The organism is Pseudomonas sp. UBA7530 (assembly GCF_002479365.1).
Lineage (GTDB): Bacteria > Pseudomonadota > Gammaproteobacteria > Pseudomonadales > Pseudomonadaceae > Aquipseudomonas.
On record NZ_DLMS01000001.1, the window covers coordinates 1,101,480 to 1,125,934 of the forward strand.

Here is a 24,455-nt window from a genome sequence, read left to right on the forward strand (position 1 = left end):
CTGAAAAAAGCCAAGATCGAAGTTGCCATGCTCAAGGCTCAATTGCGCAAGCTGGAAAAGATCGAAACACCGGACGACGAGCAACAAGCCGAGATCGCCCGCGTGCGCCAGCAGCTTGAAGCCGCTGAAAAGGCGCTGGCCGATCAGCAAGAACAGGCGCCTGTGCCGACTGCCAAACCCGCCGGTGACGAAGCGCTGAAAAAAGCCAAGATCGAAGCCGCCATGCTCAAGGCCCAGCTGCGCAAGCTTGAAAAGGTCGATAACCGGGACGACGAGCAGCGAGCTGAATTGGCCCGCGTGCGCCAGCAACTGGAAGCAGCCGAGAAAACTCTGGCCAATCTACAAGACCAGGTGCCCGCGCCAGCCACCAAGCCAGCCGGTGACGAAGCGCTGAAGAAAGCCAAGATCGAACTGGCGATGAAGCGCGCCGAGCTGAAGAAGGCGGAAAAGGCCGGCAGCGACGACACCGCGCTGCAAGCGCTGCGCGATGCCCTGGCCGCCGCCGAACAGGCGCTGCATGCCGCCGAGGAGAACTCGGATAAACCGGCGCCGCAGCTGGTGCGCACCGAGCGCCCCGGCGTGGATGCCGAACTGAAAGCCCTGAAGACCGAAGTGGCCTTCGCCCGCGCCGACCTGCGCAAGCTGGAGCGTGACGAGAGCGCCGCTGGCGAGGCGCTGGAACAGGCGCGCACACGCCTGGCCGAAGCCGAACGCAAGCTGGCCGAATACCAGCCGTAGCGATCGCCCCGGATGACCTCGGGAGCTGGCAGCACAACGATCAAAGCCCCTCTCCCACTTGTGGGAGAGGGGTTGGGGAGAGGGCCAGTACAACGCACCCTCTCCCCGGCCCTCTCCCGTAAACGGGATAGGGGAAACGAAATCGCCGGCACGCCGGTACAACGCCCCGGATTGAATCCGGGCTACAGTCGCGTCGGAGCATCCGGGCGGCACAGACAACCGTAGCCCGGATGCAATCCGGGGAATGAACACCACTGCGATCACCGAGAACGCAGTAACAGAACCACCGGAGCGCCGATGGCCCTGCCCCGCATCACATCGCCCCACGCCACGGGCAGCAACCGCACCCAGCAGGTCATGCTGCAGGTGCTGCTGGCCACCGTGCCGGGCATTCTTGCCCTGACCTGGCTGTTCGGCGCCGGCACCCTGTTCAACCTGCTCTGGGCCAGCCTCTGCGCCCTCGGCTTCGAGGCCGCGCTGCTGGCCGCACGCAAACGTCCAATCGTCTTTTTCCTCAAGGACTACAGCGCCCTGGTCACCGCCGTGCTGCTGGCCTTGGCTCTGCCGCCCTATTCGCCCTGGTGGCTGACGCTGATCGCCTGCGGCTTCGCCATCGGCTTCGGCAAGCAGCTCTATGGCGGCCTCGGACAGAACCCGTTCAACCCGGCCATGGTCGGTTACGTGGTGGTGCTGATCTCCTTCCCCGTCGACATGACCAGTTGGCCCGCGCCGCATGGCGTCGCCGCGCTGGACGGCATCAAGCACATCCTCGGCATCGCCAATCTCCCGGATGGCTGGGCGCAGGCCACCGCGCTGGACGCGCTGAAGGTGAACAAGAGCCTGACCATCGACGAGCTGTACGCCAGCAATCCGGCCTTCGGCCATTTCGGCGGTGCCGGCAGCGAGTCGGTCAACCTGGCGTTCCTCGCCGGCGGCCTGTATCTGCTGCGTAAACGCCTGATCACCTGGCACGCGCCGGTGGGCATGCTCGCCGCGCTGTTCGTCATGAGCCTGCTGTTCTGGAACGGCAGCGGCTCGGACTCCAACGGCTCGCCGCTGTTCCACCTGCTCACTGGGGCGACCATGCTCGGCGCCTTCTTCATCGTCACCGACCCGGTTTCCGGCGCGACCAGCAATCGCGGGCGTCTGGTGTTCGGCATCGGTGTCGGCGTGCTGGTCTACGTGATCCGCACCTGGGGGGGTTACCCGGATGCAGTAGCCTTCGCCGTGCTGCTGATGAACCTGGCCGCGCCGACCATCGACTACTACACCCGGCCGCGCAGCTACGGCCACCGCAAGCCCAATAGCGGCTTCAAGCTGGGAGAATGAGCATGCTGCCGGAAATCAGCCGTTCGATGCTGAAGAACGCCCTGGTGCTTGGCCTGTTCGCCATCGGCACCGTCGGCAGCGTCGCCCTGCTGCAACAGGGCACTGCCGAGCGCATCGCCAAGGCCGAACGCGAAGCGCAGGTGCGCGCCCTGGCCGAGATCCTGCCGGCAGGCAGCTATGACAATCACCTGCTGGATAACCGCATCGAGCTCAACGCCCCCGAGCTGGGCCACCGCAGCCCGCAGTCGGCCTACCTGGCACTCAAGGGCGCTCAGTCCAACGCGCTGATACTGCCGGTGACCGCGCCGGACGGCTACAGCGGCGCCATCCACCTGCTGGTCGGCATCTTCGCCGATGGCCGCCTGGCCGGCGTGCGCGTGCTCAGCCACAAGGAAACCCCGGGCCTGGGCGACAAGATCGAGCTGGCCAAGAGCGACTGGATACTCGGTTTCGCCGGCAAATCCCTGAGCGACCCGGATGAAGAACGCTGGGCGGTGAAGAAGGATCGCGGCGACTTCGACCAGTTCGCCGGGGCCACCATCACCCCGCGCGCCGTGGTCAAGGCCGTGCACGGCGCCCTGCGCTACTTCGACACGCACCGCGCCCAGCTGCTCCTGGCGAAGGATGAACAATGACCAGCTACCGCGAAATCAGCCTCAACGGCCTGTGGAAGAACAACCCGGCGCTGGTGCAACTGCTCGGCCTGTGCCCGCTGCTCGGGGTCAGCAACTCCACGGTCAACGCCCTCGGCCTGGCCCTGGCCAGTGCGGTAGTGCTGGTGTGTTCGAACACCGCCGTGTCGCTGGTGCGAGGCGTGGTCAACACCGCCGTGCGTCTGCCCGCCTTCGTCATGATCATCGCCGCGCTGACCACCTGCATCGAGCTGCTGATGCAGGCCTACACCTACGAGCTGTACCAGATTCTCGGCATCTTCATCCCGCTGATCACCACCAACTGCGTGATCCTCGGCCGCGCCGACGGTTTCGCCGCCAAGCACGACCCGGCCCGCGCCGCCTATGACGGCCTGATGATGGGCCTGGGTTTCGGCCTGGTGCTGGTAATGATCGGCGCCATCCGCGAGCTGCTCGGCACCGGCGCCCTGTTCGCCAACATGCATCTGCTGTTCGGCCCGATTGCCGCCGAGTGGAAGCTCACCCTGGTACGGGATTACAAGGGCTTTCTGCTGGCCATCCTGCCGCCGGGCGCCTTCATCGTCCTGGGCCTGCTGATCGCTGGCAAGAATCGCATCGATCAGATCGCCGCGGAACGGGCTAAGGCCGCCGCGCCCGAGACACCCGCGCAAAGCCGCCGGGTTCGAGTGACCGGAGTCATCGAATGAACGCAGCCAAACGCCTGGAAATCTTCCGCCGCCTGCACGAGGACAACCCAGAGCCAAAGACCGAGCTGGCCTACAGCACGCCCTTCGAGCTGCTGGTAGCCGTAACGCTTTCGGCCCAGGCCACCGACGTCAGCGTCAACAAGGCCACCGCCAAGTTGTTTCCGGTCGCTAACACGCCGGAAGCGATCTACGCTCTGGGCGTCGAAGGACTCTCCGAGTACATCAAGACCATCGGCCTGTACAACAGCAAGGCAAAGAACGTCATCGAGGCCTGTCGCATCCTCATCGAGAAGCACGGCAGCCAGGTGCCGGACAATCGCGAGGACCTCGAAGCCCTGCCCGGCGTCGGTCGCAAGACCGCCAATGTGGTGCTCAACACCGCTTTCCGCCAGCTGGCCATGGCCGTGGATACGCATATCTTCCGCGTCAGCAACCGCACCGGCATTGCGCCGGGCAAGAACGTGGTCGAGGTGGAAAAGAAGCTGCTCAAGTTCGTGCCCAAGGATTATCTGCTCGACGCTCACCACTGGCTGATCCTGCACGGACGCTACGTCTGCACCGCGCGTAAACCGCGCTGTGGCGCCTGCCGCATCGAAGACCTGTGCGAGTACAAGGCGAAAACCTCCGACGATTGATCGACCATAGAATCCGGCGATCTTCTGATTGAAAAAATCTTTTTTACCCGCTCATTTTTTGCCGCTATAAGGTGCGCAAATGGCCCCGGTAATTGGCCTGGAGTGGAATGAATGAGCACAGACAAAGAAGATCTCGAGCTGGACGAAGACTTTGTCGCGGAGGAATCGGACGACGCCGAGCCTGCGGTTGAAGTCGCCAAGACCAACCTGACCAAGCGCCGCATCATCGATAACTTCCTCGAAGAGCGTCGCCTGCACAAACAGCTGGCCGAATACGACTTCGATATCTGATTATCGAGCTGCACAGAAGAAGCCCCGCTGATTGCGGGGCTTTTCGTATATCGCGATCAGTCGCGTCGAGACGGTGAGAGCAGCTCGATCTTGTAACCGTCCGGATCCTCGACGAAGGCCAGGATGCTGGTGCCGTGCTTCATCGGCCCCGGCTCGCGGGTGATCTTGCCGCCGCGGCCGCGAATATCCTCGCAGGCCTTGTAGACGTCTTCGACTTCCAGAGCGATATGACCGTAGCCGGTACCCAGCTCATAGCGCTCGACGCCCCAGTTGTGGGTCAGCTCGATCACGCTGTTATGCGCCTCATCGCCGTAACCGACGAACGCCAGGGTGAACTGGCCGTCCGGATAGTCCTTGCGCCGCAGCAGGGTCATGCCCAACACTTCGGTATAGAACGTGATGGACTTGTCCAGATCGCCGACGCGCAGCATGGTGTGCAGCAGTCTCATCAGATTTCCCCCTTCTAGAAAGCAGAACCCCGGCACTTGGCCGGGGTCCTTGTGAGGCAAGAAGTTCAGCTTAGACCAGCTTGCGCCCCTTGCCTGCAGCGATACGCATGCGCAGGGCGTTGAGCTTGATGAAGCCCGCCGCGTCCTGCTGGTTGTAGGCGCCGCCGTCTTCCTCGAAGGTCGCGATGTTGGCGTCGAACAGCGAATCGTCGGACTTGCGCCCGGTGACGATGACGTTGCCCTTGTACAGCTTCAGGCGCACCACACCGTTCACGTTGGCCTGGGAAGCGTCGATCATCTGCTGCAACATCAGACGCTCCGGGCTCCACCAGAAACCGTTGTAGATCAGGCTGGCGTATTTCGGCATCAGCTCGTCTTTCAGGTGAGCCACTTCGCGGTCGAGGGTGATCGACTCGATGGCGCGGTGGGCCTTAAGCATGATGGTGCCGCCGGGGGTTTCGTAGCAGCCGCGGGACTTCATGCCAACGAAACGGTTCTCGACGATGTCCAGACGGCCGATGCCGTTCTCGCCACCGATGCGGTTCAGCTCGGCCAGTACCTGCGCCGGGGTCATGGCCTTGCCGTCGATGGCGACGATGTCACCGGCCTTGTAGGTCAGCTCGATGTAGGTCGGAGTGTCCGGCGCCGCTTCCGGCGACTTGGTCCAACGCCACATGTCTTCTTCGTGCTCGGTCCAGGTGTCTTCCAGTACGCCGCCCTCATAGGAGATGTGCAGCAGGTTGGCATCCATGGAGTAAGGCGACTTCTTCTTGCCGTGGCGCTCGATCGGGATGGCGTGCTTCTCGGCGTAGTCCATCAGCTTCTCGCGCGACAGCAGGTCCCACTCGCGCCACGGGGCGATGACTTTCACACCCGGTTTCAGCGCATAGGCGCCCAGCTCGAAACGCACCTGGTCGTTGCCCTTGCCGGTGGCACCGTGGGAGATGGCGTCAGCGCCGGTCTCGTTGGCGATCTCGATCAGGCGCTTGGCGATCAGCGGACGGGCGATGGACGTACCCAGCAGGTATTCGCCTTCGTAGACAGTGTTGGCGCGGAACATCGGGTAGACGAAATCGCGGACGAACTCTTCGCGCAGGTCGTCGATGTAGATTTCCTTGACGCCCAGTGCCTGAGCCTTGGCACGGGCCGGCTCGACCTCTTCGCCCTGGCCGAGATCGGCGGTGAAGGTCACCACTTCACAGTTGTAGGTATCTTGCAGCCACTTGAGGATCACCGAGGTGTCCAGGCCACCGGAATAGGCCAGAACTACCTTTTTGACGTCCGCCATGCCATCACTCCACGGGTTGTACGGTAAAACCGGTGATTCTACTGGCCAAGCGGCTCAATTTACAGGGGTGCGACAGTCGGAGTTGACCAAGCGACGTCAAAGTGGCTCAGGACGGTCGGCTGCCTGGCGGATCGACTGGCGTGGTGGTGGGAGCGGGAGCACTCTGCTGCGGTGCCTCAGGCTGCGGCACACGGTCCAGGCGCAGGGTCGCCCGGCGGTTCTTGGCACGATTGGCTTCGTTGTTGTTCGGCACCAGCGGGTAACGCTCGCCATGAAAGCGCATGGTGATCTGCTCGGCCGGGATGCCACCGGCCTTGAGATAGTCCTGCACGGCCAGCGCTCGACGACGCGAGAGGTCACGGTTGGTCAGACGGTTGCCGCTGTTGTCGGCATGGCCGTCGATCTGAAAGCTGTTGATACTCGGGTCGGCCTTGACGAAGTCGATGATGATATCGAGCTTGGCCCTGGCCATCGGATCGAGATCGATACCGCCGCCGGGAAAGCCGATCTGCGCCTGGCGAATCTGATCGAAGTTGACCGGCAGCAGCTTGGCGGTACAGGCCTGGTAATCGTCGTAAGCCTTGTGAAACTTCACCGGCAGCAGGCGCACCTCGAAGTTGTCACCGCCATTGAGGGTGCGGTGGCGCACCACCGGGCTGCGGCCTTCGAGCAAACCGGTGAGCAGGCGCGCGCCCTGCTCCTGCGAACTGTTGAACGGCACCTCGCCCTTGCCGACGCTGACCACGCCCAGGTTGATGTCGCCGCGCCCCGGCTGCCAGGGCGCCGCCGCTGCCAACAAGGTCGCCGAACCAGCACCCATCCAGCGCTCACGGGCCTTGAGGCGGAAGGTGACTTGCTCACCGGCGCGGCGCACGAACTCGCCGCTGCCGAAATTGCTGATCGGCTGACTCAGGCGGCACTCGAACTGATCGCCCTCGACCGTCCACTCCACCTTCTCCAGTCGTGTCTGGAAGCTGATGGCGTGCGCCGGCAGACATAGAGGCATGCCAGCCAACAGGCTGATCAGGAGAAAATTGGGCGCACGCACGACAGGCTCCACGGCGATTCACGGCATTCTCACGGGGTATCGGTCAGGCGCGCGGAAACTTGACCCCTGCGTGCGATTGTCGCGTCGGCGCGAGCGCGAGTTGACCCTTTTCAGTTAACATGCGGCCACGTTTTACCCGCCTGGAAGCCTCCATGTCCGATCGCCTGACTCTCCTGCGTCCCGATGACTGGCACATTCACCTGCGCGATGGCGCGGTGCTGCCACACACCGTCGGCGATGCCGCGCGCACCTTCGGCCGCGCCATCATCATGCCCAATCTGGTACCGCCGGTGCGCAACGCCGCCGAGGCCGACGCCTATCGCCAGCGTATTCTCGCAGCGCGCCCGGCCGGCAGTCGCTTCGAACCGTTGATGGTGCTCTACCTCACCGACAACACCAGCCCGGAAGATGTGCGTGCAGCCAAGGCCAGCGGTTTCGTGCATGCCGCCAAGCTCTACCCGGCCGGCGCCACCACCAACTCCGATTCGGGCGTGACCAGCATCGACAAGATCTTCCCGGCGCTGGAAGCCATGGCCGAAGTCGGCATGCTGCTGCTGGTCCATGGCGAAGTGACCCGCGCCGAGATCGACGTGTTCGACCGCGAGAAGACCTTCATCGACGAACACCTCACCCGCGTGGTCGAGCGTTTCCCGACGCTCAAGGTGGTGTTCGAGCACATCACCACGCGTGACGCGGTGCAGTTCGTCGAGGCGGCCTCGGCCAATGTTGGCGCCACCATCACCGCGCATCACCTGCTGTACAACCGCAACCACATGCTGGTCGGCGGTATTCGCCCGCATTTCTATTGCCTGCCAATTCTCAAGCGCAACGTGCACCAGGAAGCCCTGCTCGACGCCGCCACCAGTGGCAACGCCAAGTTCTTCCTCGGCACCGATTCGGCGCCGCACGTCAAGCATGCCAAGGAAGCCGCCTGCGGCTGCGCCGGCTGCTACACCGCCTATGCCGCCATCGAGCTGTACGCCGAGGCCTTCGAACAGCGTGGTGCACTGGACAAGCTGGAAGCCTTCGCCAGCTTCCATGGCCCGGACTTCTATGGCATGCCGCGCAACAGCGACAGCATCACCCTGGTACGCGAAGAGTGGACCGTGCCGGCCACCCTGCCGCTGGGCGACAACAGCGTCGTACCGCTGCGCGCTGGCGAGACCCTGCGCTGGAAGCTGCTGGAGGGTCAGGCGTGAGCGAAGAGAACTACGACGACGAACTCGAGCCCAGCCTGCCGTCCGGCCCGCGCACGCCCATGGCGGCGCGCTTTCGTGGCTACCTGCCGGTGGTCGTGGACGTCGAGACCGGCGGCTTCAACAGCGCCACCGATGCCCTGCTGGAAATCGCCGCGACCACCATCGCCATGGACGAGAGCGGCTTCCTTTATCCGGATCACACCCACTTCTTCCGCATCGAGCCCTTCGAAGGCGCCAATATCGAAGCGGCGGCGCTGGAGTTCACCGGCATCAAGCTCGACCACCCGCTGCGTATGGCGGTAAGCGAGGAGCACGCCCTCGGCGAAATCTTCAAGGGCCTGCGCAAGTCGATCAAATCGGCCGGCTGCAAGCGCGCGATCCTGGTCGGGCACAACAGCAGCTTCGACCTGGGCTTTCTTAACGCTGCAGTGGCGCGTTGCGGCATCAAGCGCAACCCCTTCCACCCCTTCTCCAGCTTCGATACTGCCACCCTGGCCGGCCTCGCCTACGGCCAGACCGTGCTGGCCAAGGCCTGCCAGGTCGCCGGCATCGAATTCGACGGCAAGGAAGCACACTCGGCCCGCTACGACACCGAAAAGACCGCCGAACTGTTCTGCGGCATCGTCAATCGTTGGAAGGAAATGGGCGGCTGGGACGAGTTCGATCAGTGAGGCTCTGCACGGCAGATCGAACCCCATGAAAAAACCGGCGTCTGCCGGTTTTTTTGGTTCATCGCATAGCTGTCGATGACTTGGCACTATCCGTTAGCGAGATCGTCTGATCTGATGGGTTTCGCCCCTTACGGGCGACTCACTTTCTTTGCTTGTGCAAAGAAAGTAAGCAAAGAAACACACCCCTGCATACGGCCCCGGCTGCGCCGGGGTCCCCTCGTTCCATCACCGCTCCAGGGGCACGCCGCGAAGGGCCATCCCTGGCCCATCACGGCTCTCGCGACATCCATGTCGCTCAACCCCTTCCACGGTGATTCCACTCGGCCTCCTGAAGGGGGCTTGGGCGTCGTCTGTGAAATCGCGCTTCAAGAGCAAAAACCAAACGCTACCGACTTTGATCTTCCGGAGATTTCGCAAGCTCGCGCCCCGGCCCCGTCAGAAGGCCGGAGCGAGGGGAGTTGAGCGAAGCGAAACCCGGATGTCGGGGTGCCCCTCTCTTTGGTTACTTTCTCTTGGGCAAGCAAGAGCTACGAAGCGCAGCGAAGTAACAGCCGCAGGCTGGCCCGAAGGGTGAGCGCAGCGAATCAAGTGACTCGCCCGTGAGGGGCGAAACCAAGACGAAAGATCGACACGCCAATGATCTTTTCCCGGATATAAATAGCGCAAAAGAACACACAAACTTGCCAGTCCGGTATCAAACGTATCCTCCTCGCGAAAACGCAAAGACCTTTCTCTGCCCGCCCCCTAACGGCGGCTGCACCGTTCGTCAGAAGCTGCGAGCATTCGCAATCGATCTTTGACAAGCATTCTCATTAACATTAGTATCCGTCCCATCGAACAGAATTACCAAGACGAGCCTTGCCTATGTACGTCTGCCTCTGTGAAGGTGTCACCGATACGCAAATCCGCGACGCAGTCTATGAAGGCTGCTGCAGTTACCGTGAAGTGCGCGGCACCCTCGGCATCGCCAGCCAGTGCGGCAAGTGTGCCTGCCTGGCCAAGCAGGTGGTTCGCGAAACCATCGCCGAAGTGCAGAGCAGTCAGGCTTCGCTAGCCTACCCCGCAGGTTTCGTCGCAGCCTGAAACACGCCGCCAGCAAAAACCGGATCCTTGAATCCGGTTTTTTTATTCCTGAAAAAGCGTCACCTGCGCTTACAGGCCGTCACGCTGCATATGGTCGAAGTCTACGGCGTCCCCAGGAGCGGCGTGCAGCTTGGCGCGGATGTCCTCGAAGATCGCATCGTATTCGGCATGCGCACGCATGATCGGGCTGTGGTTGGCTGGCAAGCCATGCTTGGTCACCAGCCGGGAGATCACACTGGCGAAGTTGAAGGCGGTATCGCGATGCATCTCGAAGACCTCTTCGAAAGCCTTGCCGTCGATCTCGCCGACCAGGCGCCCGTGCAGCATGGGCCCCTCCCGCGGGTCTTTGCGCACCTCATAGTAGAAATCGATGCTGTAGCCAGGCAAGCCGCCCAGACCAGACGGATTGCCGCGATGCAAGTGACCGGGTTCGAACATGAGGGCTGTCTCCTTTGCCGTAACGCCGTAGGTGCTCCCTGACGGGAGCGTGCGAAGAGTCTAGCCCGCTACCTGCGGTCCTGCATGCACCCTTTCAGTGCGGCGCCGAGTCCTCTGCCCTTTCCTGTACCAGCACCCAGGGGGCGACCACCACCGCCCACAATTGCGGGTCACGCGTGAGCAGATCTTCGGCACGCGTATCTTCGAGCTTGCACAGCAGGCCCTGGTTCATCCATTGCGCAACACGAGCCTGATCATTCTCGGCCACGGCCTGCGCGACGGCCACCAGATCCTGGCTGCCCTCGACCCAGAGGAGAGCACCACGGGCGAAGAACGGCTGCAGCTCCTGCCAACGAATCGGCGCTGTCTCGCCAAGCAGCTTGGCATAGAGGGTGCTAGATTGGTCCGTCATGGTGTGTCCCGTTTCGATGGCTGTGAATGCAGCGCGCAATGATAGCGTCGGCAACTGCCCTGGCAACCGCACGACGTTCGCCAGCCGACTCAGGCCACGCCGTTTTTCTATACATTCCTTGCAATTTAGCGACAACTCCGCGTTTCGCCTCCAACTGCCGGCTTTTCAAGGCGCAAATCCGCGCTCTACACTGTTCCGGTACAGTTGCCGGAGGCATTACCGGGGTCACTGACCCGGTTCTGCAGCTTCGGCCGCAAGAACTACAACAACGAAAAACATAAGAGTGGAGCACTCATGAACAAGGCTAAGCAGATTTCCAAGCTGTTCGCGGCAATGGCACTGGCAGGGGCGGCCAGTTATTCGATAGCAGCCGACAACATCAAGATCGGCCTGGCCGGTCCGGTGACCGGTGCGGTTGCTCAGTACGGTGAGATGCAATTCATCGGCGCCAAGATGGCCATCGAGCAGATCAACAAGGCCGGCGGCGTGAACGGCGCCCAGCTCGAAGCCGTGGTCTACGACGATGCTTGCGATCCGAAACAGGCCGTTGCCGTTGCCAACAAGATCGTCAACGACGAAGTCAAATTCGTGGTTGGCCACCTGTGCTCCAGCTCCACTCAACCGGCTTCGGACATTTACGAAGACGAAGGCATCCTGATGATCACCGCGGCTTCCACCAGCCCGGAAATCACCTCCCGCGGTTACGAACTGGTCTTCCGCACCATCGGTCTGGACAGCCTGCAAGGCCCGACCGCCGGCAACTTCATCGCCGATCACATCAAGCCGAAGACCGTTGCCGTGATCCACGACAAGCAGCAGTACGGTGAAGGCATCGCCACCGCGGTCAAGCAGACCCTGGAAGGCAAAGGTATGAAAGTCGCCATGTTCGAAGGCATCAACGCCGGCGACAAGGACTTCTCCGCGCTGATCGCCAAACTGAACCAGGCCGGCGTCGACTTCGTTTACTACGGCGGCTACCACCCGGAACTGGGTCTGCTGCTGCGCCAGACCAAGGAACGCGGCCTGAACGTCAAGTTCATGGGCCCGGAAGGCGTGGGTAACAAGGAAATCTCGGCCATTGCCGGCCCGGCCTCCGAAGGCCTGCTGGTGACCCTGCCGAAGTCCTTCGACCAGGATCCGAAGAACCAGGCGCTGGTCGAGGCCTTCAAGGCCAAGAACGAAGACCCCAGCGGCCCGTTCGTGTTCCCGGCCTACGCCGCCGTTCAGGTCATCGCCGAAGGCATCGAGAAAGCCGGCGACACCGATACCGCCAAGGTAGCGGCTGCTCTGCGCGCCAACAGCTTCGACACCCCCACTGGCACCCTGGGCTTCGACGAGAAGGGCGACCTGAAGGACTTCAGCTTCGTGGTGTACGAATGGCACCAGGACGGCACCAAGTCCGAAGCCAAGTAACCCCGCCGAAGAAGCTAATTCATGAGCTAGCGAGCTAGCACCATGCAAGGCAGAAGCAGGCGAGGAAGCGGAGTGTGCTTTTGCACATGAGCATTCCGGGCCTGTTTTTAACGCAGCAGGGTCGACGCGCAGCAGATCATGAACAGCTTCTGAACCCAGAGCCCACTGCAGAAGTGGGCTTTGTCTATTCGAATTCCGGCCTCGCGCTGCGTCACAAGCGCCGCTTTACGCGATGCCCAGGAGTTAGGCTATGCCTGAGATTTACCATTACCTGCAGCAGTTGCTCAATGGCCTGACCATTGGCAGCACCTATGCCCTGATCGCCATCGGCTACACCATGGTCTACGGCATCATCGGCATGATCAACTTCGCCCACGGCGAGGTTTACATGATTGGCTCGTACGTAGCCTTCACCGTGATCGCCGGCCTTGCCATGTTCGGCATCGACGCCGTCCCAGTGATCATGGTCGCCGCCTTCGCCGCCACCATGATCGTCACCAGTGCCTACGGTTACAGCATCGAACGGGTGGCCTACCGCCCCCTGCGCGGCGGCAACCGTCTGATCCCGCTAATCTCCGCGATCGGTATGTCGATATTCCTGCAGAACGCGGTTTTGCTCGCGCAGGACTCCAAGGACAAGGCCATCCCCAGCCTGCTGCCCGGCAACTTCATCCTCGGTGAAAGTGCTGCCAACGGCGTGGTGGTGTCCTACATGCAGGTGCTGATCTTCATCGTTACCTTCGTCACCATGGTCGGCCTGACCCTGTTCATCTCCCGCTCGCGCCTGGGCCGCGCCTGTCGCGCCTGCGCCGAAGATCTGAAGATGGCCAACCTGCTCGGCATCAACACCAACAACATCATCGCCCTGACCTTCGTCATCGGTGCGGCGCTGGCCGCCATCGCCTCGGTGCTGCTGGGCATGAACTATGGCGTGATCAACCCGCACCTGGGCTTCCTCGCCGGCATCAAGGCCTTCACCGCTGCAGTACTCGGCGGTATCGGCAGCATCCCTGGCGCGGTACTCGGTGGCCTGCTGCTGGGCGTAGCCGAAGCCTTCGGCGCCGATATCTTCGGTGATCAATACAAGGACGTGGTGGCGTTCAGCCTGCTGGTGCTGGTGCTGCTGTTCCGTCCAACCGGCATCCTTGGCCGCCCGGAGGTGGAGAAGGTATGAGCCGCAACCTCAAATCCGCGATTTTCAGCGCCCTGCTGGTGCTGATCATCTCCTACCCCGTGTTGGGCCTGAAGCTCAGCACCGTCGGTATCAGCCTGCGTGTCGAAGGCGCCACCGCCTTCGAACTCTGGTGCATTGGCGGCGCTGCTGCGCTGATCTTCCTCTGGCAACTGCTGCGTGACCACATCACTCCGGCCTGGGCCAAGCGCCCGAGGCTGCCCAGCGGTTCCGGTCAGCTCGGCAACTTCCTCACCCTGCCCTCCACCCAGCGCTGGATCATTCTGGCGATGGTCATGGTGGCGCTGGTGTGGCCGTTCTTCGCCAGCCGCGGCGCGGTGGATATCGCCACGCTGATCCTGATCTACGTCATGCTCGGCCTGGGCCTGAACATCGTGGTCGGCCTCGCCGGTCTGCTCGATCTGGGTTACGTCGGCTTCTACGCCGTCGGTGCCTACAGCTACGCGATCCTGGCGCACTACTTCGGCCTGGGCTTCTGGATTTGCCTGCCGTTGGCCGGCATGATGGCGGCGCTGTTCGGCTTCCTGCTCGGTTTCCCGGTGCTGCGCTTGCGCGGGGACTACCTGGCCATCGTCACGCTCGGCTTCGGCGAAATCATCCGTATCCTGTTGCGCAACCTGACCGATCTGACCGGCGGCCCCAACGGCCTGAGCATCGCCAACGAGAACAAGCCGACCCTGTTCGGCCTGTCCTTCGAGCGCCGCGTGCCAGCGGACATGCCGACTTTCCACGGTTACTTCGAGATGGCCTACAACTCGCAGTACAAGGTGATCTTCCTCTACCTGATCGCCCTGCTGCTGGTGCTGCTGACCCTGTTTCTGGTCAACCGCCTGCTGCGCATGCCGATCGGCCGCGCCTGGGAAGCCTTGCGTGAAGATGAGATCGCCTGCCGCGCGCTGGGCCTGAACCCCACCGTGATCAAGCTCTCGGCTTTCACCATCGGTGCCAGCCTGGCCGGTTTCGCCGGCAGCTTCTTCGCCGCGCGCCAGGGTCTGGTCACGCCAGAGTCGTTCACCTTCATCGAGTCGGCGATGATCCTCGCCATCGTCGTGCTGGGTGGCATGGGCTCGCAGCTGGGCGTGATCCTCGCGGCCGTCATCATGGTAATGTTGCAGGAGATGCGTGAGCTGAGCGAGTACCGCATGCTGTTCTTCGGCTTGGTCATGATCTTCATGATGATCTGGCGCCCGCAAGGGTTACTGCCGATGCAACGTCCCCACCTGGAGCTGAAGCGATGAGCCGCACGATTCTCGAAGTAAGCGGCCTGTCCATGCGTTTCGGCGGCCTGCTGGCCGTCAACGGGGTGGGCCTGAACGTCAAGGAAAAACAGGTGGTCTCGATGATCGGCCCGAACGGCGCCGGCAAGACCACCGTATTCAACTGCCTGACCGGCTTCTATCAGCCGAGCTCGGGCAGCATCCGCCTCAACGGCGAGGCGATCGAAGGCCTGCCGGGCCACAAGATCGCCCGCAAGGGCGTGGTACGAACCTTCCAGAACGTGCGTCTGTTCAAGGACATGACCGCGGTGGAAAACCTGCTGGTGGCCCAGCATCGCCACCTGAACACCGGCTATCTGGCCGGCCTGTTCAAGACCCCGGCCTTCCGCCGCAGCGAGCGCGAGGCCATGGAGTACGCCGCCTACTGGCTGGAGCAGGTCGACCTGGTGGACTTCGCCAACCGCAGTGCCGGCACCCTGGCCTACGGTCAGCAACGCCGCCTGGAAATCGCCCGCTGCATGATGACGCGCCCGAGCATCCTCATGCTCGACGAGCCGGCCGCCGGTCTCAACCCGCGTGAAACCGAGGACCTCAAGGCGCTGATCGGCATGCTGCGTGACGAGCACAACGTCACCGTGCTGCTGATCGAGCACGACATGCACCTGGTCATGAGCATTTCCGACCACATCTACGTGATCAACCAGGGCACTCCCCTGGCCGACGGCACGCCGGACGACATCCGCAACAACCCGGACGTGATCAAAGCCTATCTGGGGGAGGCGTAATCCATGCTGAGCTTCAACAACGTCTCAACCTTCTACGGCAAGATCCAGGCGCTGCACGACGTCAGCATCGAAGTGCAGAAAGGCGAGATCGTCACCCTGATCGGCGCCAACGGTGCCGGCAAGTCGACCCTGCTCATGACCCTGTGCGGTAACCCGCGCGCCACCAGTGGCAGCATCCGATACCTGGGTGAGGAGCTGGTGGGCATGGAAACACCGCAGATCATGCGCAAGAGCATTGCCATCGTGCCGGAAGGCCGTCGCGTGTTCGCCCGCCTGACCGTCGAGGAGAACCTGGCCATGGGCGGGTTCTTCGGTGACAAGGCGGACAATCAGGAGCAACTGGACAAGGTCCTGCACCTGTTCCCGCGCCTGAAGGAACGCTTCGCCCAGCGCGCCGGCACCATGAGCGGTGGTGAGCAACAGATGCTCGCCATCGGCCGTGCCCTGATGAGCAAGCCCAAACTGCTGCTGCTTGACGAACCGTCGCTGGGTCTGGCGCCGATCATCATCCAGCAGATCTTCGACATCGTCGAACAACTGCGCGAGGACGGCGTGACCGTGTTCCTGGTCGAGCAGAACGCCAACCAGGCGCTGAAGCTGGCCGACCGTGGCTATGTGCTGGAGAACGGCCACATTGTCATGCAGGGCAGCGGCGAACAACTGCTCAACGACCCCAAGGTACGCGACGCCTATCTCGGCGGATAAGCGCAACCCTGCAATATCGGAACCGCCCTTCGGGGCGGTTTCTTTTTGTCCGCGATTCGATCACCCGTCTCGCTGAACTCTTAAGCGGATATTTCCGCCCTCTTGCGCCACGCTCTTCGAGTATTAGTCTCAATAACTCAGCCCTTGCGAGACTGCGTACATGCGCAAACCCCTGCTGCTGCTATTGGTCATCACCCTGCTGCTTAGCGCCTGCAGCCGTGTCGGCCTGGCCTATCGTAATCTCGACTGGCTGATCCCCTGGAAGCTCAACGACTACGTGGCGCTGACCAGCGAGCAAAGCGCCTGGCTCAAGCCTCAATTGCAGGAACACCTGGCCTGGCACTGCAGCGCCGAGCTGCCGCGTTATCTCGACTGGCTGCAGCGCAGCCAGCAGGCACTGAGCAGCCGGGACGGCGAGCTGATCACTCGCCAATTGGCCGAGGTCGAACCGGCCATGCAACGCATCGCGGTGGAAATCACCCCTAGCACCATCGAGCTGCTGCGCGGCCTCAGCCCGCGCCAGGTCGAGCAGTTATTGGCGTCACTGGACGAGCAGAACGCCAAGCTGCGCGAGGAATTCCTCGAGCCACCCCTGCAGGAGCAGATCGACCGGCGCGCCGAGCGCATGGAAGAGCGCCTGCAGCCCTGGTTCGGCGAACTCAATGCCGAGCAACGCGACCGTGTGCAGCAGTGGGCGCAAGGCCTGGGTGATCAGAATCAGATCTGGATGGATAACCGCCTGGCCTGGCAACAGGCACTTCGCGAGACATTGGAAGTGCGTCGCGGCGATGACTTCGGCGCACGCATGACCACCCTGCTGCAACAACGCGAACGCTTCTACACCAGCGCCTATCAGGCCAGTTATGAGACATCCCGCCAGGCTATGTCGGAGATGATCGTCGATCTGGTCGCTCAGGCCGATTCGCGTCAGATAGCGCGCGCAGACAAGCGCCTGCAAGGCCTGCACGCCGACCTGGCTGCGCAACAGTGCGCCACCGATCAGGCGGTGGCGCAGCGCTGAGGCGCCTGGTCAGAGCGGTGGCAGTTGCCAGTCGATGGGGGTCATGCCGTTCTGGCTGAGGAACTGGTTGCAACGACTGAAATGACCATTGCCGATGAAGCCACGATGGGCGGACAGCGGCGACGGGTGCGGCGAGCGCAGCACCAGGTGCTTGGTCGGGTTGATCAGGCGCTGCTTGCTTTGCGCGTGGCTGCCCCAAAGCAGGAACACCAGCTTGGGCTGATGTTCACTGACCACTTCGATCACCCGGTCGGTAAAGAACTGCCAGCCCTTGTTCGCGTGCGAACCGGCGTTGGCACGCTCCACGGTCAGGGAGGTGTTGAGCAGCAGCACGCCCTGCTCGGCCCAGCTCTGCAGGTAACCGTGGGCCGGGATGTCGATGTTGAGATCGCGCTTGAGCTCCTTGTAGATGTTCACCAGCGACGGCGGCGTTTGCACGCCCGGCTGCACCGAGAAGCACAGGCCATGCGCCTGGCCCGGGCCGTGGTAAGGGTCCTGGCCGATGATCACCACCTTGACCTGATCCAGCGGCGTGGAATTGAGCGCATTGAAGATCAGCGGGCCCGGCGGATAGATTTCCTTGCCAGCTGCCTTCTCTGCCCGCAGGAACTCGCGCAGCTCCTTCATGTAGGGCTTGTCGAACTCCTCGCGCAGCGCTTCCTTCCAGCTGGCTTCGAGTTTGATGCGATCTTCGGTCATGCGCTTTTCCTGCCTGAGTCTCCACAAGAGCAGGCACGCTAGAGAAGGGGTTGCCGCAAGTCAAGAATGGCCAGCCCGGCACGTGCAGAGATGCTTTGCTAGCCTTTGCTCATAGCCACCGTGATCGGACTCGAAGACCATGCCAACCACCGTCGATACCCTGCGCATGGCAGTGCTCAATCGCTTCCTCAAGGGCGAGGCCAGGATTCCGCAGATGCCCGAAGCAGCCGTGCGCATCAGAAAGCTGCTGGACGATCCACGCACCTCGCTGGAACAGCTGACCCGCGTGATTACCGGCGATCCGCCACTGGCTGCGTACCTGATGCAATTTTCCAACACGCCCCTGCTGCGCGGTGATCGCGCCTGCAGCTCGCTGCGCGAACTACTCGGCCGCCTCGGCACGCGGCAGTTGGCCGACCTGGTGCTGGGTTTCAGTCTGCAGAATCTGTTCACCAGTACTGAACCGGCACTGCAGCAGGCCTTTCGCGCTCGCTGGCGCAGCGCACGGGAACGCGCCGCCTACTGCGCGGTATTGGCGCAGCGCACCGGACTGTCGCTGGACGACGCCATGCTCGGCGGCCTGTTGCAGGATATCGGCAGCCTCCCGCTGCTCTCGGAGCTGGAGCACTGGCCAGACGTGCCACGCGATGGTGACACGCTGCACGAGCTGTGCGAACGACTGTCGGGTGACCTCGGCGCCCTGATCCTCACGCGCTGGCAGCTGCCTTCGGCAGTGATCGAATCCACTCGTCTGTACGGCCAATGGCAACGCCAGCATGAGGGCGCGGCCGACCTGGCGGATCTGGTCCTGCTCGCCAGCGCCCTGCAGAGCAAGGCCACCCTGCCCGAGCCGCTTCCGGCTCAGGCGAAGCTGGGCCTGGAACCCCCACTTGCCGAACTGCGGCAGGAGCTGGCTAGCGAGCTACAACTGTGGAAGCGCCTGCTCGCCTGAGAGCAGTGCTGCAGTGCTATACGGCCTCATCAGGCATCTGGATGCAGCTTGCCCACATCCGCAAGCCGGTCGAGACTCTCCTGCACGCACAGTGCGGGAGGTCATATGAGCGACTTGAAGGGTATCAGTCGCGAACGCCTGGAACAGGCGCTCGCCCACTCCACCTTTGCCAAGCTGCTCGGCGCGGAATTACTCGATTTCGCGCCAGGCCGAGTCAGCCTGCAGGTGCGTAGCCGTCCCGACCTGTGCCAGCACCACGGTTACATGCATGGCGCGGTCGTCGGCTTCATGGTCGACAGCGGCTGCGCCTGGGCAGCAGCGTCGATGGTCGGCGACGTGGTTACCAGCGAATACAAGCTCAACCTGCTCGCGCCGGCCCTTGGCGAACGTCTATTGTGCCGCGCCGAAGTCCTCAAGGCCGGACAGCGCCAGGCGGTCTGCCGAGCCGACGTGTTCGCGGTGAAAGACGGCCAGGAAAAGCTGGTGGCCACTGGGCTGGCAACCATCGCGCGGGTCTAGCAGCGACTAACCCTGATGCAGTGCCCGGTAATGACTGGGCGCCATGCCCACCACCTTGCGAAACAGCCGCGAGAAGTAATAAGGGTCTTCATACCCCAGTTGCTCAGCGACCTGGCGCACCTCGATATCGCCACGGTCGAGCAGGCGGCAGGCCAGGGCCATTTTCAACTGGATGAAATCCTGAATCGGCGCATGACCGGTCAGCGCACGGTAGGTCTTGGCGAAATGAAAGCGCGACAGTTTGAAATGCGCCGCCAGTTCGTCGAGGTTGAGGCTGCCATGCAGATGCTCGCGCATTACCGCCTGCACCGCCTCGATATCCAGCACCCGCCCGGACTTGAGATTGACCCGCGCCGGCAGCACCGCCAGCGAGCTGAGCATCGCCTGCAGACGGTGCGCGGCATGGATGAAGGGCAAGGCATTGAGGCCCTGGCGCTGCAGGCCCAGCAATGCTTCGAATTCGCCAATCAGCCGTGGCTGCAAACCGATACGCCGCAGCGGCTGCGCCCCCAGCAGACGCAGAAAGTCCTCGCTGACGCTGCCATCGAAGTGCACCCAATAGATTGTCCAGGGGCTTTGCCCATCGGCGCCATAGCCATGCGGCATCGCCTTTGGCAGCAGCAGCAAATCGCCAGCAGCGACTTCAAATCGTCCATCCACCGTCTCCAGCCAGCCCCTGCCGGAGCGGCAGTAAATCAGCAGGTGATCATCCGGCTGCACACGCCGCATCTGGTGGCCGGCCGCGTCAGGATAAAACCCCATGGCCAGCGGATAGCAGCCAGAGCTCAGCGCATGGCGTGCCAGCAGACGACGCAGGCGCGGCGGCGTGATGAAGCGTTGCCCGCCGAGCGGCAGCGGCCAATTGGAGGTCTCCACTCGCAGGCCCATGCCTGACGCTCCCAAGACAGATCGAATACCAAGATCGTCCATCTCAAAACCAAGATCGTCAATCCACAAGCCAAAATGAAGTGGCTATAAAGGCTCCATACAAGAACAACAGGAGGCGCCCATGCCCCGCACGCTCGCGCAACTGATCGACGGCCAATGGCTGCCAAGCCAGGCCACGGACCTGATTGAAGTCACCGACCCGGCCACCCAGGAAGTGATCGCCCTCGCCCCCAGAGCGACCACCGAGGAGATAGAAGCCGCGGTAGTCGGTGCGCAACAGGCCTTCCTCACCTGGCGCGAGGTGCCGGTATCGGAGCGCGCCCGCCTGATGCTGCGCTACCAGCACCTGCTCAAGGAACATCACGACGAGCTGGCGGAGATTCTTGCGGCGGAAACCGGCAAGACCTTCGCCGATGCCAAGGGTGACGTGTGGCGCGGCATCGAGGTGGCCGAGCATGCGGCCAACATCGCCAGCCTGATGATGGGCGAGACGGTGGAGAACATCGCCCGCGAGATCGACACTGCCAGCTGGATCCAGCCGCTGGGCGTGTGCGTCGGCATCACCCCCTTCAATTTCCCGGCGATGATCCCGCTGTGGATGTTTCCGCTGGCCATCGCCTGCGGCAATGCCTTCATCCTCAAGCCGTCCGAACAGGACCCGATGACGCCCAATCGTCTGGCCGAGCTCTTCATCGAGGCCGGAGCGCCGCCTGGCGTGCTGCAGGTGCTGCATGGCGGGCGCGAGCAGGTCGATGCGCTGCTGGTACATCCGCTAGTTCGCGCGGTGTCCTTCGTCGGCTCGGTTACGGCGGGCCAGCACGTCTATCGCACCGGCACCCAGCATTTGAAACGGGTGCAGGCCTTCGCCGGTGCCAAGAACCATATGGTGATCATGCCGGACGCGCCGAAGGATCAGGTCATCAGCAACCTGCTCGGTGCCAGCTGCGGCGCTGCAGGCCAACGCTGCATGGCGATCAGCGTGGCGGTGTTCGTCGGCGAGTCGAAACAGTGGATCGACGAGTTGGCGACGCAGATGGCCGCGCTGCGCCCAGGCCACTGGCAGGACACTGGTGCAGCCTACGGCCCGCTGATCAGCCCGCAGGCACGCCAGCGCGTACTGAGCCTGATCGATGAAGGCAAGACGGAAGGCGCCGAGTGCCTGCTCGACGGTTCGCAATGCACGGTGGCCGGTTACCCCGACGGCAATTGGGTTGGCCCGACCCTGTTTCGCGGCGTGACGGCGAAGATGAGTCTGTACCGCGAGGAAATCTTCGGCCCGGTGCTGGTGTGCATGGAGGTGGACAGCCTGGAAGAGTCCATCGAACTGGTCAACGCCAGCCCCTATGGCAACGGCACCAGCCTGTTCACCCGCTCCGGCGGCGCCGCGCGGCATTTCCAGCATGCTGTGGAAGTCGGCCAGGTGGGCATCAACGTACCGATCCCGGTGCCGCTGCCGTTCTTCTCCTTCACCGGCTGGAAGGGCTCGTTCTACGGCGACCTGCACGCTTACGGCAAACAGGCGGTGCGTTTCTATACCGAGACCAAGACGGTGACCAGCCGCTGGTTCGACGACACGCCGCTGGAGGCCGGGCCGAACATGACCATTCAACTGAAATGAGAACGGCGTTCTCATTAGACGAAAAGACGATCACGAGAACTGGACAAGCGGCGTAAAAAGACTCCTTGCAGAACAAAAACAAGGAGAACTGCAATGCGCCAACTGTCTGCCATCCTGGCCCTGTGGGCCGGAATCACTGCCTGTGTGCAGGCTGCCGAGCCCATTACCCTCGGCCTCAACTACCCGCGCACCGGACCATACAAGGAGGAGGGATTGGCGCAAATGCGTGGAGCCCTGCTGGCCATCGACGAGATCAACGCTCAGGGCGGTGTACTGGGTCGGCCCCTGCGCCTGTCCAGCAAGGACACCGCCTCGCGTCCGGCCAAGGCGGAGAAGAACGTCGACAAGCTGGCTGCCGAGGGCGCAGCGATGCTCTTCGGCGGTTCTTCCAGCGCGGTCGCCATTGCCGCCGGCAAGCGCGCCAAGGAGCACGGCTTGCTGTACTTCGGCACCCTCACCTACTCCAACGACACCACCGGCAAGGACGGCCACCGCTACATGTTCCGCGAGTGCAACAACGCCTGGATGAGTGCCAAGGTGCTCGGCCAGTACCTGAGCAAGACCTTGCCGAACAAGCGCTATTTCTATGTCACCGCCGATTACACCTGGGGCCATACCACCGAAGCCTCGCTGCGCCAGGCCACTGCCAGCGACAACGCCGCCCAGCACGCTGGCGTGCACGTGCCCTTCCCCGGCGCGCGTTTGGCCGACTATCAGGACGCACTGACCCAGGCCGCCGCCAGTAACGCCGATATCCTCGCCCTGGTGCTGTTCGGCGAGGACCTGGTACGTGCCATGCGCATCGCCCATGACCTGGGCCTGACTTCGCGCATGCAGATCATTGCGCCGAATCTGACTCAGAGCATGGTCGAACAGGCCGGCCCCAATCTGATGCAGGGTGTGATCGGCACCGAGCCTTGGACCTGGCGCGTGCCGGCGCTGGAGAAATCCGCGCGTGGCGAAGCATTCGTCCAGTCCTTCAAGACCCGCTACGAAATGTACCCGTCCAGCTCCGCCGCGTCGGCCTACAGCATCGTTCAGCAATGGGCCGATGCCGCCAAGCGCGCCAACAGCCTGGACAGCGAAGCGCTGATCAAGGCGCTAGAAGGTCATCGCTACACACTGCTCAAGGACGAACAGCAATGGCGCCCCTTCGACCACCAGAACCTGCAGACGGTCTACGCGGTGAAGGTGAAGCCGCGCGACGAGGTACTCAAGGACCCGCTGAAACAGGACTATTTCGAAATCGTCGACCGCCTCGACGCCAGTGCCGCGCTGCCCAGCCTCAGCGAGTGGCAGGCCGAGCGTCGGGCCGGCGGCCAACCCCTGACCTTGCAATGAGATGCCATGGACTTCGAACTCAGTGATGAACAACGCCTGCTCACCGACAGCGCCCGTGCCTTCGCCGCGCGGGAGCTGTCGCCCCATGCCGCGGACTGGGACCGTGAACATCACTTCCCGCTGGACGTGATCCGCCGCGCAGCCGAACAGGGCTACCTGGCCCTGTATCTGCGCGAGGAGGATGGCGGCCTGGGGCTTTCGCGGCTGTCCAGCTCACTGATCTTCGAACAACTGGCAGCGGGCTGCGTGGCCACCACCGCCTACCTGACCATTCACAACATGGCCACCTGGATGCTCGCCAGCTTCGCCGACCAGGCGCTCAAGGACGCCTGGCTGCCGGGGCTGATCAGCGGCCAGTCACTGGCCTCCTACTGCCTGACCGAACCGGACGCCGGCTCCGACGCGGCCAACCTGCGTACCCGCGCGCGCCGCGAAGGTGCCGACTACGTGATCGATGGCAGCAAGTGCTTTATCTCCGGGGCCGGCAGCACCGACGTATTGATCGTCATGGCACGCACCGGAGAGGACGGCGCCAAGGGCATCTCTTGCTTCCTGGTGCCGGCCGATGCACCGGGCGTGCGCTATGGGCGCAACGAGGACAAGATGGGCTGGAAGGCGCAGCCAACCCGCACCATCACCTTCGACAGCGTGCGCATTCCCGCCAGCCACCGCATCGGCCCGGAAGGTGAAGGCTTCGTCTATGCCATGAAAGGCCTCGACGGCGGCCGCCTGAACATCGCCAGCTGCTCGCTCGGCGCCGCCCAGGCGGCGCTGGAGCAAAGCCTGCGCTACGCCGAAGAGCGCAAGCAGTTCGGCAAGGCGCTCAGCGAATTCCAGGCGCTGCAGTTCAAGCTGGCCGACATGCTCACCAGCCTGACCGCCAGCCGGCAGATGGTACGCCTGGCCGCGCACAAGCTCGACCATGGCCACGGCGAAGCGAGCCTGTATTGCGCCATGGCCAAGCGCTTCGCCACCGACCATTGCTTCGAGGTCTGCAACGAAGCGCTGCAACTCCATGGTGGTTACGGCTATCTGAATGACTATCCATTGGAACGCTGGGTACGCGACGCGCGCGTGCACCAGATACTGGAAGGCACCAACGAAATCATGCGGGTGATCATCGCCCGCCGCCTGCTCCTACAGGGCGGCATGCTCGATCGCTTGCTGTAATTGCATTTGCCCCTC

26 protein-coding genes and 1 pseudogene are annotated in these 24,455 nt (G+C 62.9%); 20 read left to right on the forward strand and 7 right to left on the reverse strand.

What is annotated here, in order from left to right:
* The 6 genes and pseudogenes from B2U07_RS05305 to B2U07_RS05330 form a co-directional block, all read left to right on the forward strand.
* A pseudogene (locus B2U07_RS05305) lies at nucleotides 1-738 on the forward strand (electron transport complex subunit RsxC); the annotation flags it as partial.
* A 297-nt stretch (nucleotides 739-1,035) separates the two neighbouring features.
* On the forward strand, nucleotides 1,036-2,067 hold the full coding sequence (locus B2U07_RS05310; protein ID WP_296276153.1) for an RnfABCDGE type electron transport complex subunit D: 1,032 nt from the start codon (nucleotides 1,036-1,038) through the stop codon (nucleotides 2,065-2,067).
* 2 nt (nucleotides 2,068-2,069) lie between these two features.
* Entirely contained in the window at nucleotides 2,070-2,702 is a 633-nt protein-coding gene (gene rsxG, locus B2U07_RS05315; RefSeq protein ID WP_296276155.1) for an electron transport complex subunit RsxG, read from the forward strand.
* Entirely contained in the window at nucleotides 2,699-3,406 is a 708-nt protein-coding gene (locus B2U07_RS05320) for an electron transport complex subunit E (protein ID WP_296276157.1), read from the forward strand. Before rsxG ends, B2U07_RS05320 begins: the two co-directional genes overlap by 4 nt.
* Nucleotides 3,403-4,041 carry an endonuclease III gene (gene nth, locus B2U07_RS05325; protein WP_003245598.1) on the forward strand — a complete coding sequence of 213 codons (639 nt, stop codon included), beginning with the start codon at nucleotides 3,403-3,405 and terminating at the stop codon, nucleotides 4,039-4,041. The genes B2U07_RS05320 and nth overlap by 4 nt, the downstream gene beginning before the upstream one ends.
* A gap of 111 nt (nucleotides 4,042-4,152) precedes the next feature.
* Complete coding sequence (locus B2U07_RS05330) at nucleotides 4,153-4,332, forward strand: PA3496 family putative envelope integrity protein (protein ID WP_017677837.1); 180 nt, start codon at nucleotides 4,153-4,155, stop codon at nucleotides 4,330-4,332.
* A gap of 56 nt (nucleotides 4,333-4,388) precedes the next feature.
* Here B2U07_RS05330 and gloA read toward each other — a convergent pair whose 3' ends face one another.
* The 3 genes from gloA to B2U07_RS05345 form a co-directional block, all read right to left on the reverse strand.
* Complete coding sequence (gene gloA, locus B2U07_RS05335; RefSeq protein WP_296276162.1) at nucleotides 4,389-4,781, reverse strand: lactoylglutathione lyase; 393 nt, start codon at nucleotides 4,779-4,781, stop codon at nucleotides 4,389-4,391.
* 70 nt (nucleotides 4,782-4,851) lie between these two features.
* On the reverse strand, nucleotides 4,852-6,069 hold the full coding sequence (locus B2U07_RS05340; RefSeq protein ID WP_041977727.1) for an argininosuccinate synthase: 1,218 nt from the start codon (nucleotides 6,067-6,069) through the stop codon (nucleotides 4,852-4,854).
* 106 nt (nucleotides 6,070-6,175) lie between these two features.
* Nucleotides 6,176-7,117 (reverse strand): flagellar protein MotY, encoded by a 942-nt coding sequence (locus B2U07_RS05345; RefSeq protein WP_419096310.1) that lies wholly within the window; start codon nucleotides 7,115-7,117, stop codon nucleotides 6,176-6,178.
* A gap of 152 nt (nucleotides 7,118-7,269) precedes the next feature.
* On the opposite strand from B2U07_RS05345, the gene pyrC reads away from it, so the two are divergent.
* The 3 genes from pyrC to B2U07_RS05360 all read left to right on the forward strand — a co-directional run bounded on the left by pyrC (nucleotide 7,270) and on the right by B2U07_RS05360 (nucleotide 10,070).
* Nucleotides 7,270-8,316, forward strand: a complete 1,047-nt coding sequence (gene pyrC, locus B2U07_RS05350) for a dihydroorotase (protein ID WP_275544441.1) — start codon at nucleotides 7,270-7,272, stop codon at nucleotides 8,314-8,316.
* Nucleotides 8,313-8,987, forward strand: coding sequence for a ribonuclease T (rnt, locus tag B2U07_RS05355; RefSeq protein ID WP_197855248.1), 675 nt, complete (start codon nucleotides 8,313-8,315; stop codon nucleotides 8,985-8,987). Before pyrC ends, rnt begins: the two co-directional genes overlap by 4 nt.
* 864 nt (nucleotides 8,988-9,851) lie before the next feature.
* Nucleotides 9,852-10,070, forward strand: coding sequence for a bacterioferritin-associated ferredoxin (locus tag B2U07_RS05360; RefSeq protein ID WP_004423711.1), 219 nt, complete (start codon nucleotides 9,852-9,854; stop codon nucleotides 10,068-10,070).
* Between the two features lie 69 nt (nucleotides 10,071-10,139).
* Here B2U07_RS05360 and B2U07_RS05365 read toward each other — a convergent pair whose 3' ends face one another.
* Nucleotides 10,140-10,508, reverse strand: a complete 369-nt coding sequence (locus tag B2U07_RS05365; protein ID WP_197855247.1) for a DUF5064 family protein — start codon at nucleotides 10,506-10,508, stop codon at nucleotides 10,140-10,142.
* Nucleotides 10,509-10,602: 94 nt separating this feature from the next.
* The gene (locus tag B2U07_RS05370; protein ID WP_296276163.1) at nucleotides 10,603-10,920 is read right to left on the reverse strand and encodes a DUF2288 domain-containing protein; all 318 of its coding nucleotides are present in this window, start codon (nucleotides 10,918-10,920) and stop codon (nucleotides 10,603-10,605) included.
* Nucleotides 10,921-11,214: 294 nt separating this feature from the next.
* On the opposite strand from B2U07_RS05370, the gene B2U07_RS05375 reads away from it, so the two are divergent.
* The 6 genes from B2U07_RS05375 to B2U07_RS05400 all read left to right on the forward strand — a co-directional run bounded on the left by B2U07_RS05375 (nucleotide 11,215) and on the right by B2U07_RS05400 (nucleotide 17,253).
* Nucleotides 11,215-12,333, forward strand: a complete 1,119-nt coding sequence (locus B2U07_RS05375) for a branched-chain amino acid ABC transporter substrate-binding protein (RefSeq protein WP_296276166.1) — start codon at nucleotides 11,215-11,217, stop codon at nucleotides 12,331-12,333.
* 250 nt (nucleotides 12,334-12,583) lie between these two features.
* Nucleotides 12,584-13,507, forward strand: coding sequence for a high-affinity branched-chain amino acid ABC transporter permease LivH (gene livH / locus B2U07_RS05380; protein ID WP_275544438.1), 924 nt, complete (start codon nucleotides 12,584-12,586; stop codon nucleotides 13,505-13,507).
* Entirely contained in the window at nucleotides 13,504-14,763 is a 1,260-nt protein-coding gene (locus B2U07_RS05385) for a high-affinity branched-chain amino acid ABC transporter permease LivM (RefSeq protein ID WP_296276168.1), read from the forward strand. The genes livH and B2U07_RS05385 overlap by 4 nt, the downstream gene beginning before the upstream one ends.
* Nucleotides 14,760-15,527, forward strand: coding sequence for a high-affinity branched-chain amino acid ABC transporter ATP-binding protein LivG (gene livG, locus B2U07_RS05390; protein ID WP_197855243.1), 768 nt, complete (start codon nucleotides 14,760-14,762; stop codon nucleotides 15,525-15,527). Before B2U07_RS05385 ends, livG begins: the two co-directional genes overlap by 4 nt.
* 3 nt (nucleotides 15,528-15,530) lie before the next feature.
* The gene (locus B2U07_RS05395) at nucleotides 15,531-16,232 is read left to right on the forward strand and encodes an ABC transporter ATP-binding protein (RefSeq protein ID WP_296276170.1); all 702 of its coding nucleotides are present in this window, start codon (nucleotides 15,531-15,533) and stop codon (nucleotides 16,230-16,232) included.
* Between the two features lie 160 nt (nucleotides 16,233-16,392).
* Nucleotides 16,393-17,253 (forward strand): DUF6279 family lipoprotein, encoded by an 861-nt coding sequence (locus B2U07_RS05400; protein WP_296276172.1) that lies wholly within the window; start codon nucleotides 16,393-16,395, stop codon nucleotides 17,251-17,253.
* A 9-nt stretch (nucleotides 17,254-17,262) separates the two neighbouring features.
* Here the strand turns inward: B2U07_RS05400 and ung are convergent, their stop codons facing one another.
* On the reverse strand, nucleotides 17,263-17,952 hold the full coding sequence (gene ung, locus B2U07_RS05405) for a uracil-DNA glycosylase (protein ID WP_296276174.1): 690 nt from the start codon (nucleotides 17,950-17,952) through the stop codon (nucleotides 17,263-17,265).
* Nucleotides 17,953-18,091: 139 nt separating this feature from the next.
* Here ung and B2U07_RS05410 point away from each other — a divergent pair, with 139 nt between their 5' ends.
* Nucleotides 18,092-18,904, forward strand: a complete 813-nt coding sequence (locus B2U07_RS05410; protein ID WP_296276176.1) for an HDOD domain-containing protein — start codon at nucleotides 18,092-18,094, stop codon at nucleotides 18,902-18,904.
* 105 nt (nucleotides 18,905-19,009) lie between these two features.
* Nucleotides 19,010-19,423: a PaaI family thioesterase gene (locus B2U07_RS05415; RefSeq protein ID WP_296276177.1), complete on the forward strand. Its 414-nt coding sequence runs from the start codon at nucleotides 19,010-19,012 to the stop codon at nucleotides 19,421-19,423.
* A gap of 6 nt (nucleotides 19,424-19,429) precedes the next feature.
* On the opposite strand, the gene B2U07_RS05420 is transcribed toward B2U07_RS05415, so the two are convergent.
* Nucleotides 19,430-20,311, reverse strand: a complete 882-nt coding sequence (locus B2U07_RS05420) for an AraC family transcriptional regulator (RefSeq protein ID WP_296276180.1) — start codon at nucleotides 20,309-20,311, stop codon at nucleotides 19,430-19,432.
* 121 nt (nucleotides 20,312-20,432) lie between these two features.
* Between B2U07_RS05420 and B2U07_RS05425 the strand changes: the two genes are divergently transcribed.
* The 3 genes from B2U07_RS05425 (at nucleotide 20,433) to B2U07_RS05435 (ending at nucleotide 24,440) form a co-directional block, all read left to right on the forward strand.
* Entirely contained in the window at nucleotides 20,433-21,929 is a 1,497-nt protein-coding gene (locus tag B2U07_RS05425; protein WP_296276182.1) for a CoA-acylating methylmalonate-semialdehyde dehydrogenase, read from the forward strand.
* A 93-nt stretch (nucleotides 21,930-22,022) separates the two neighbouring features.
* Nucleotides 22,023-23,270: an ABC transporter substrate-binding protein gene (locus B2U07_RS05430; protein WP_296276184.1), complete on the forward strand. Its 1,248-nt coding sequence runs from the start codon at nucleotides 22,023-22,025 to the stop codon at nucleotides 23,268-23,270.
* A gap of 6 nt (nucleotides 23,271-23,276) precedes the next feature.
* On the forward strand, nucleotides 23,277-24,440 hold the full coding sequence (locus B2U07_RS05435) for an acyl-CoA dehydrogenase family protein (protein ID WP_296276186.1): 1,164 nt from the start codon (nucleotides 23,277-23,279) through the stop codon (nucleotides 24,438-24,440).
* Nucleotides 24,441-24,455 lie beyond the last annotated feature (15 nt).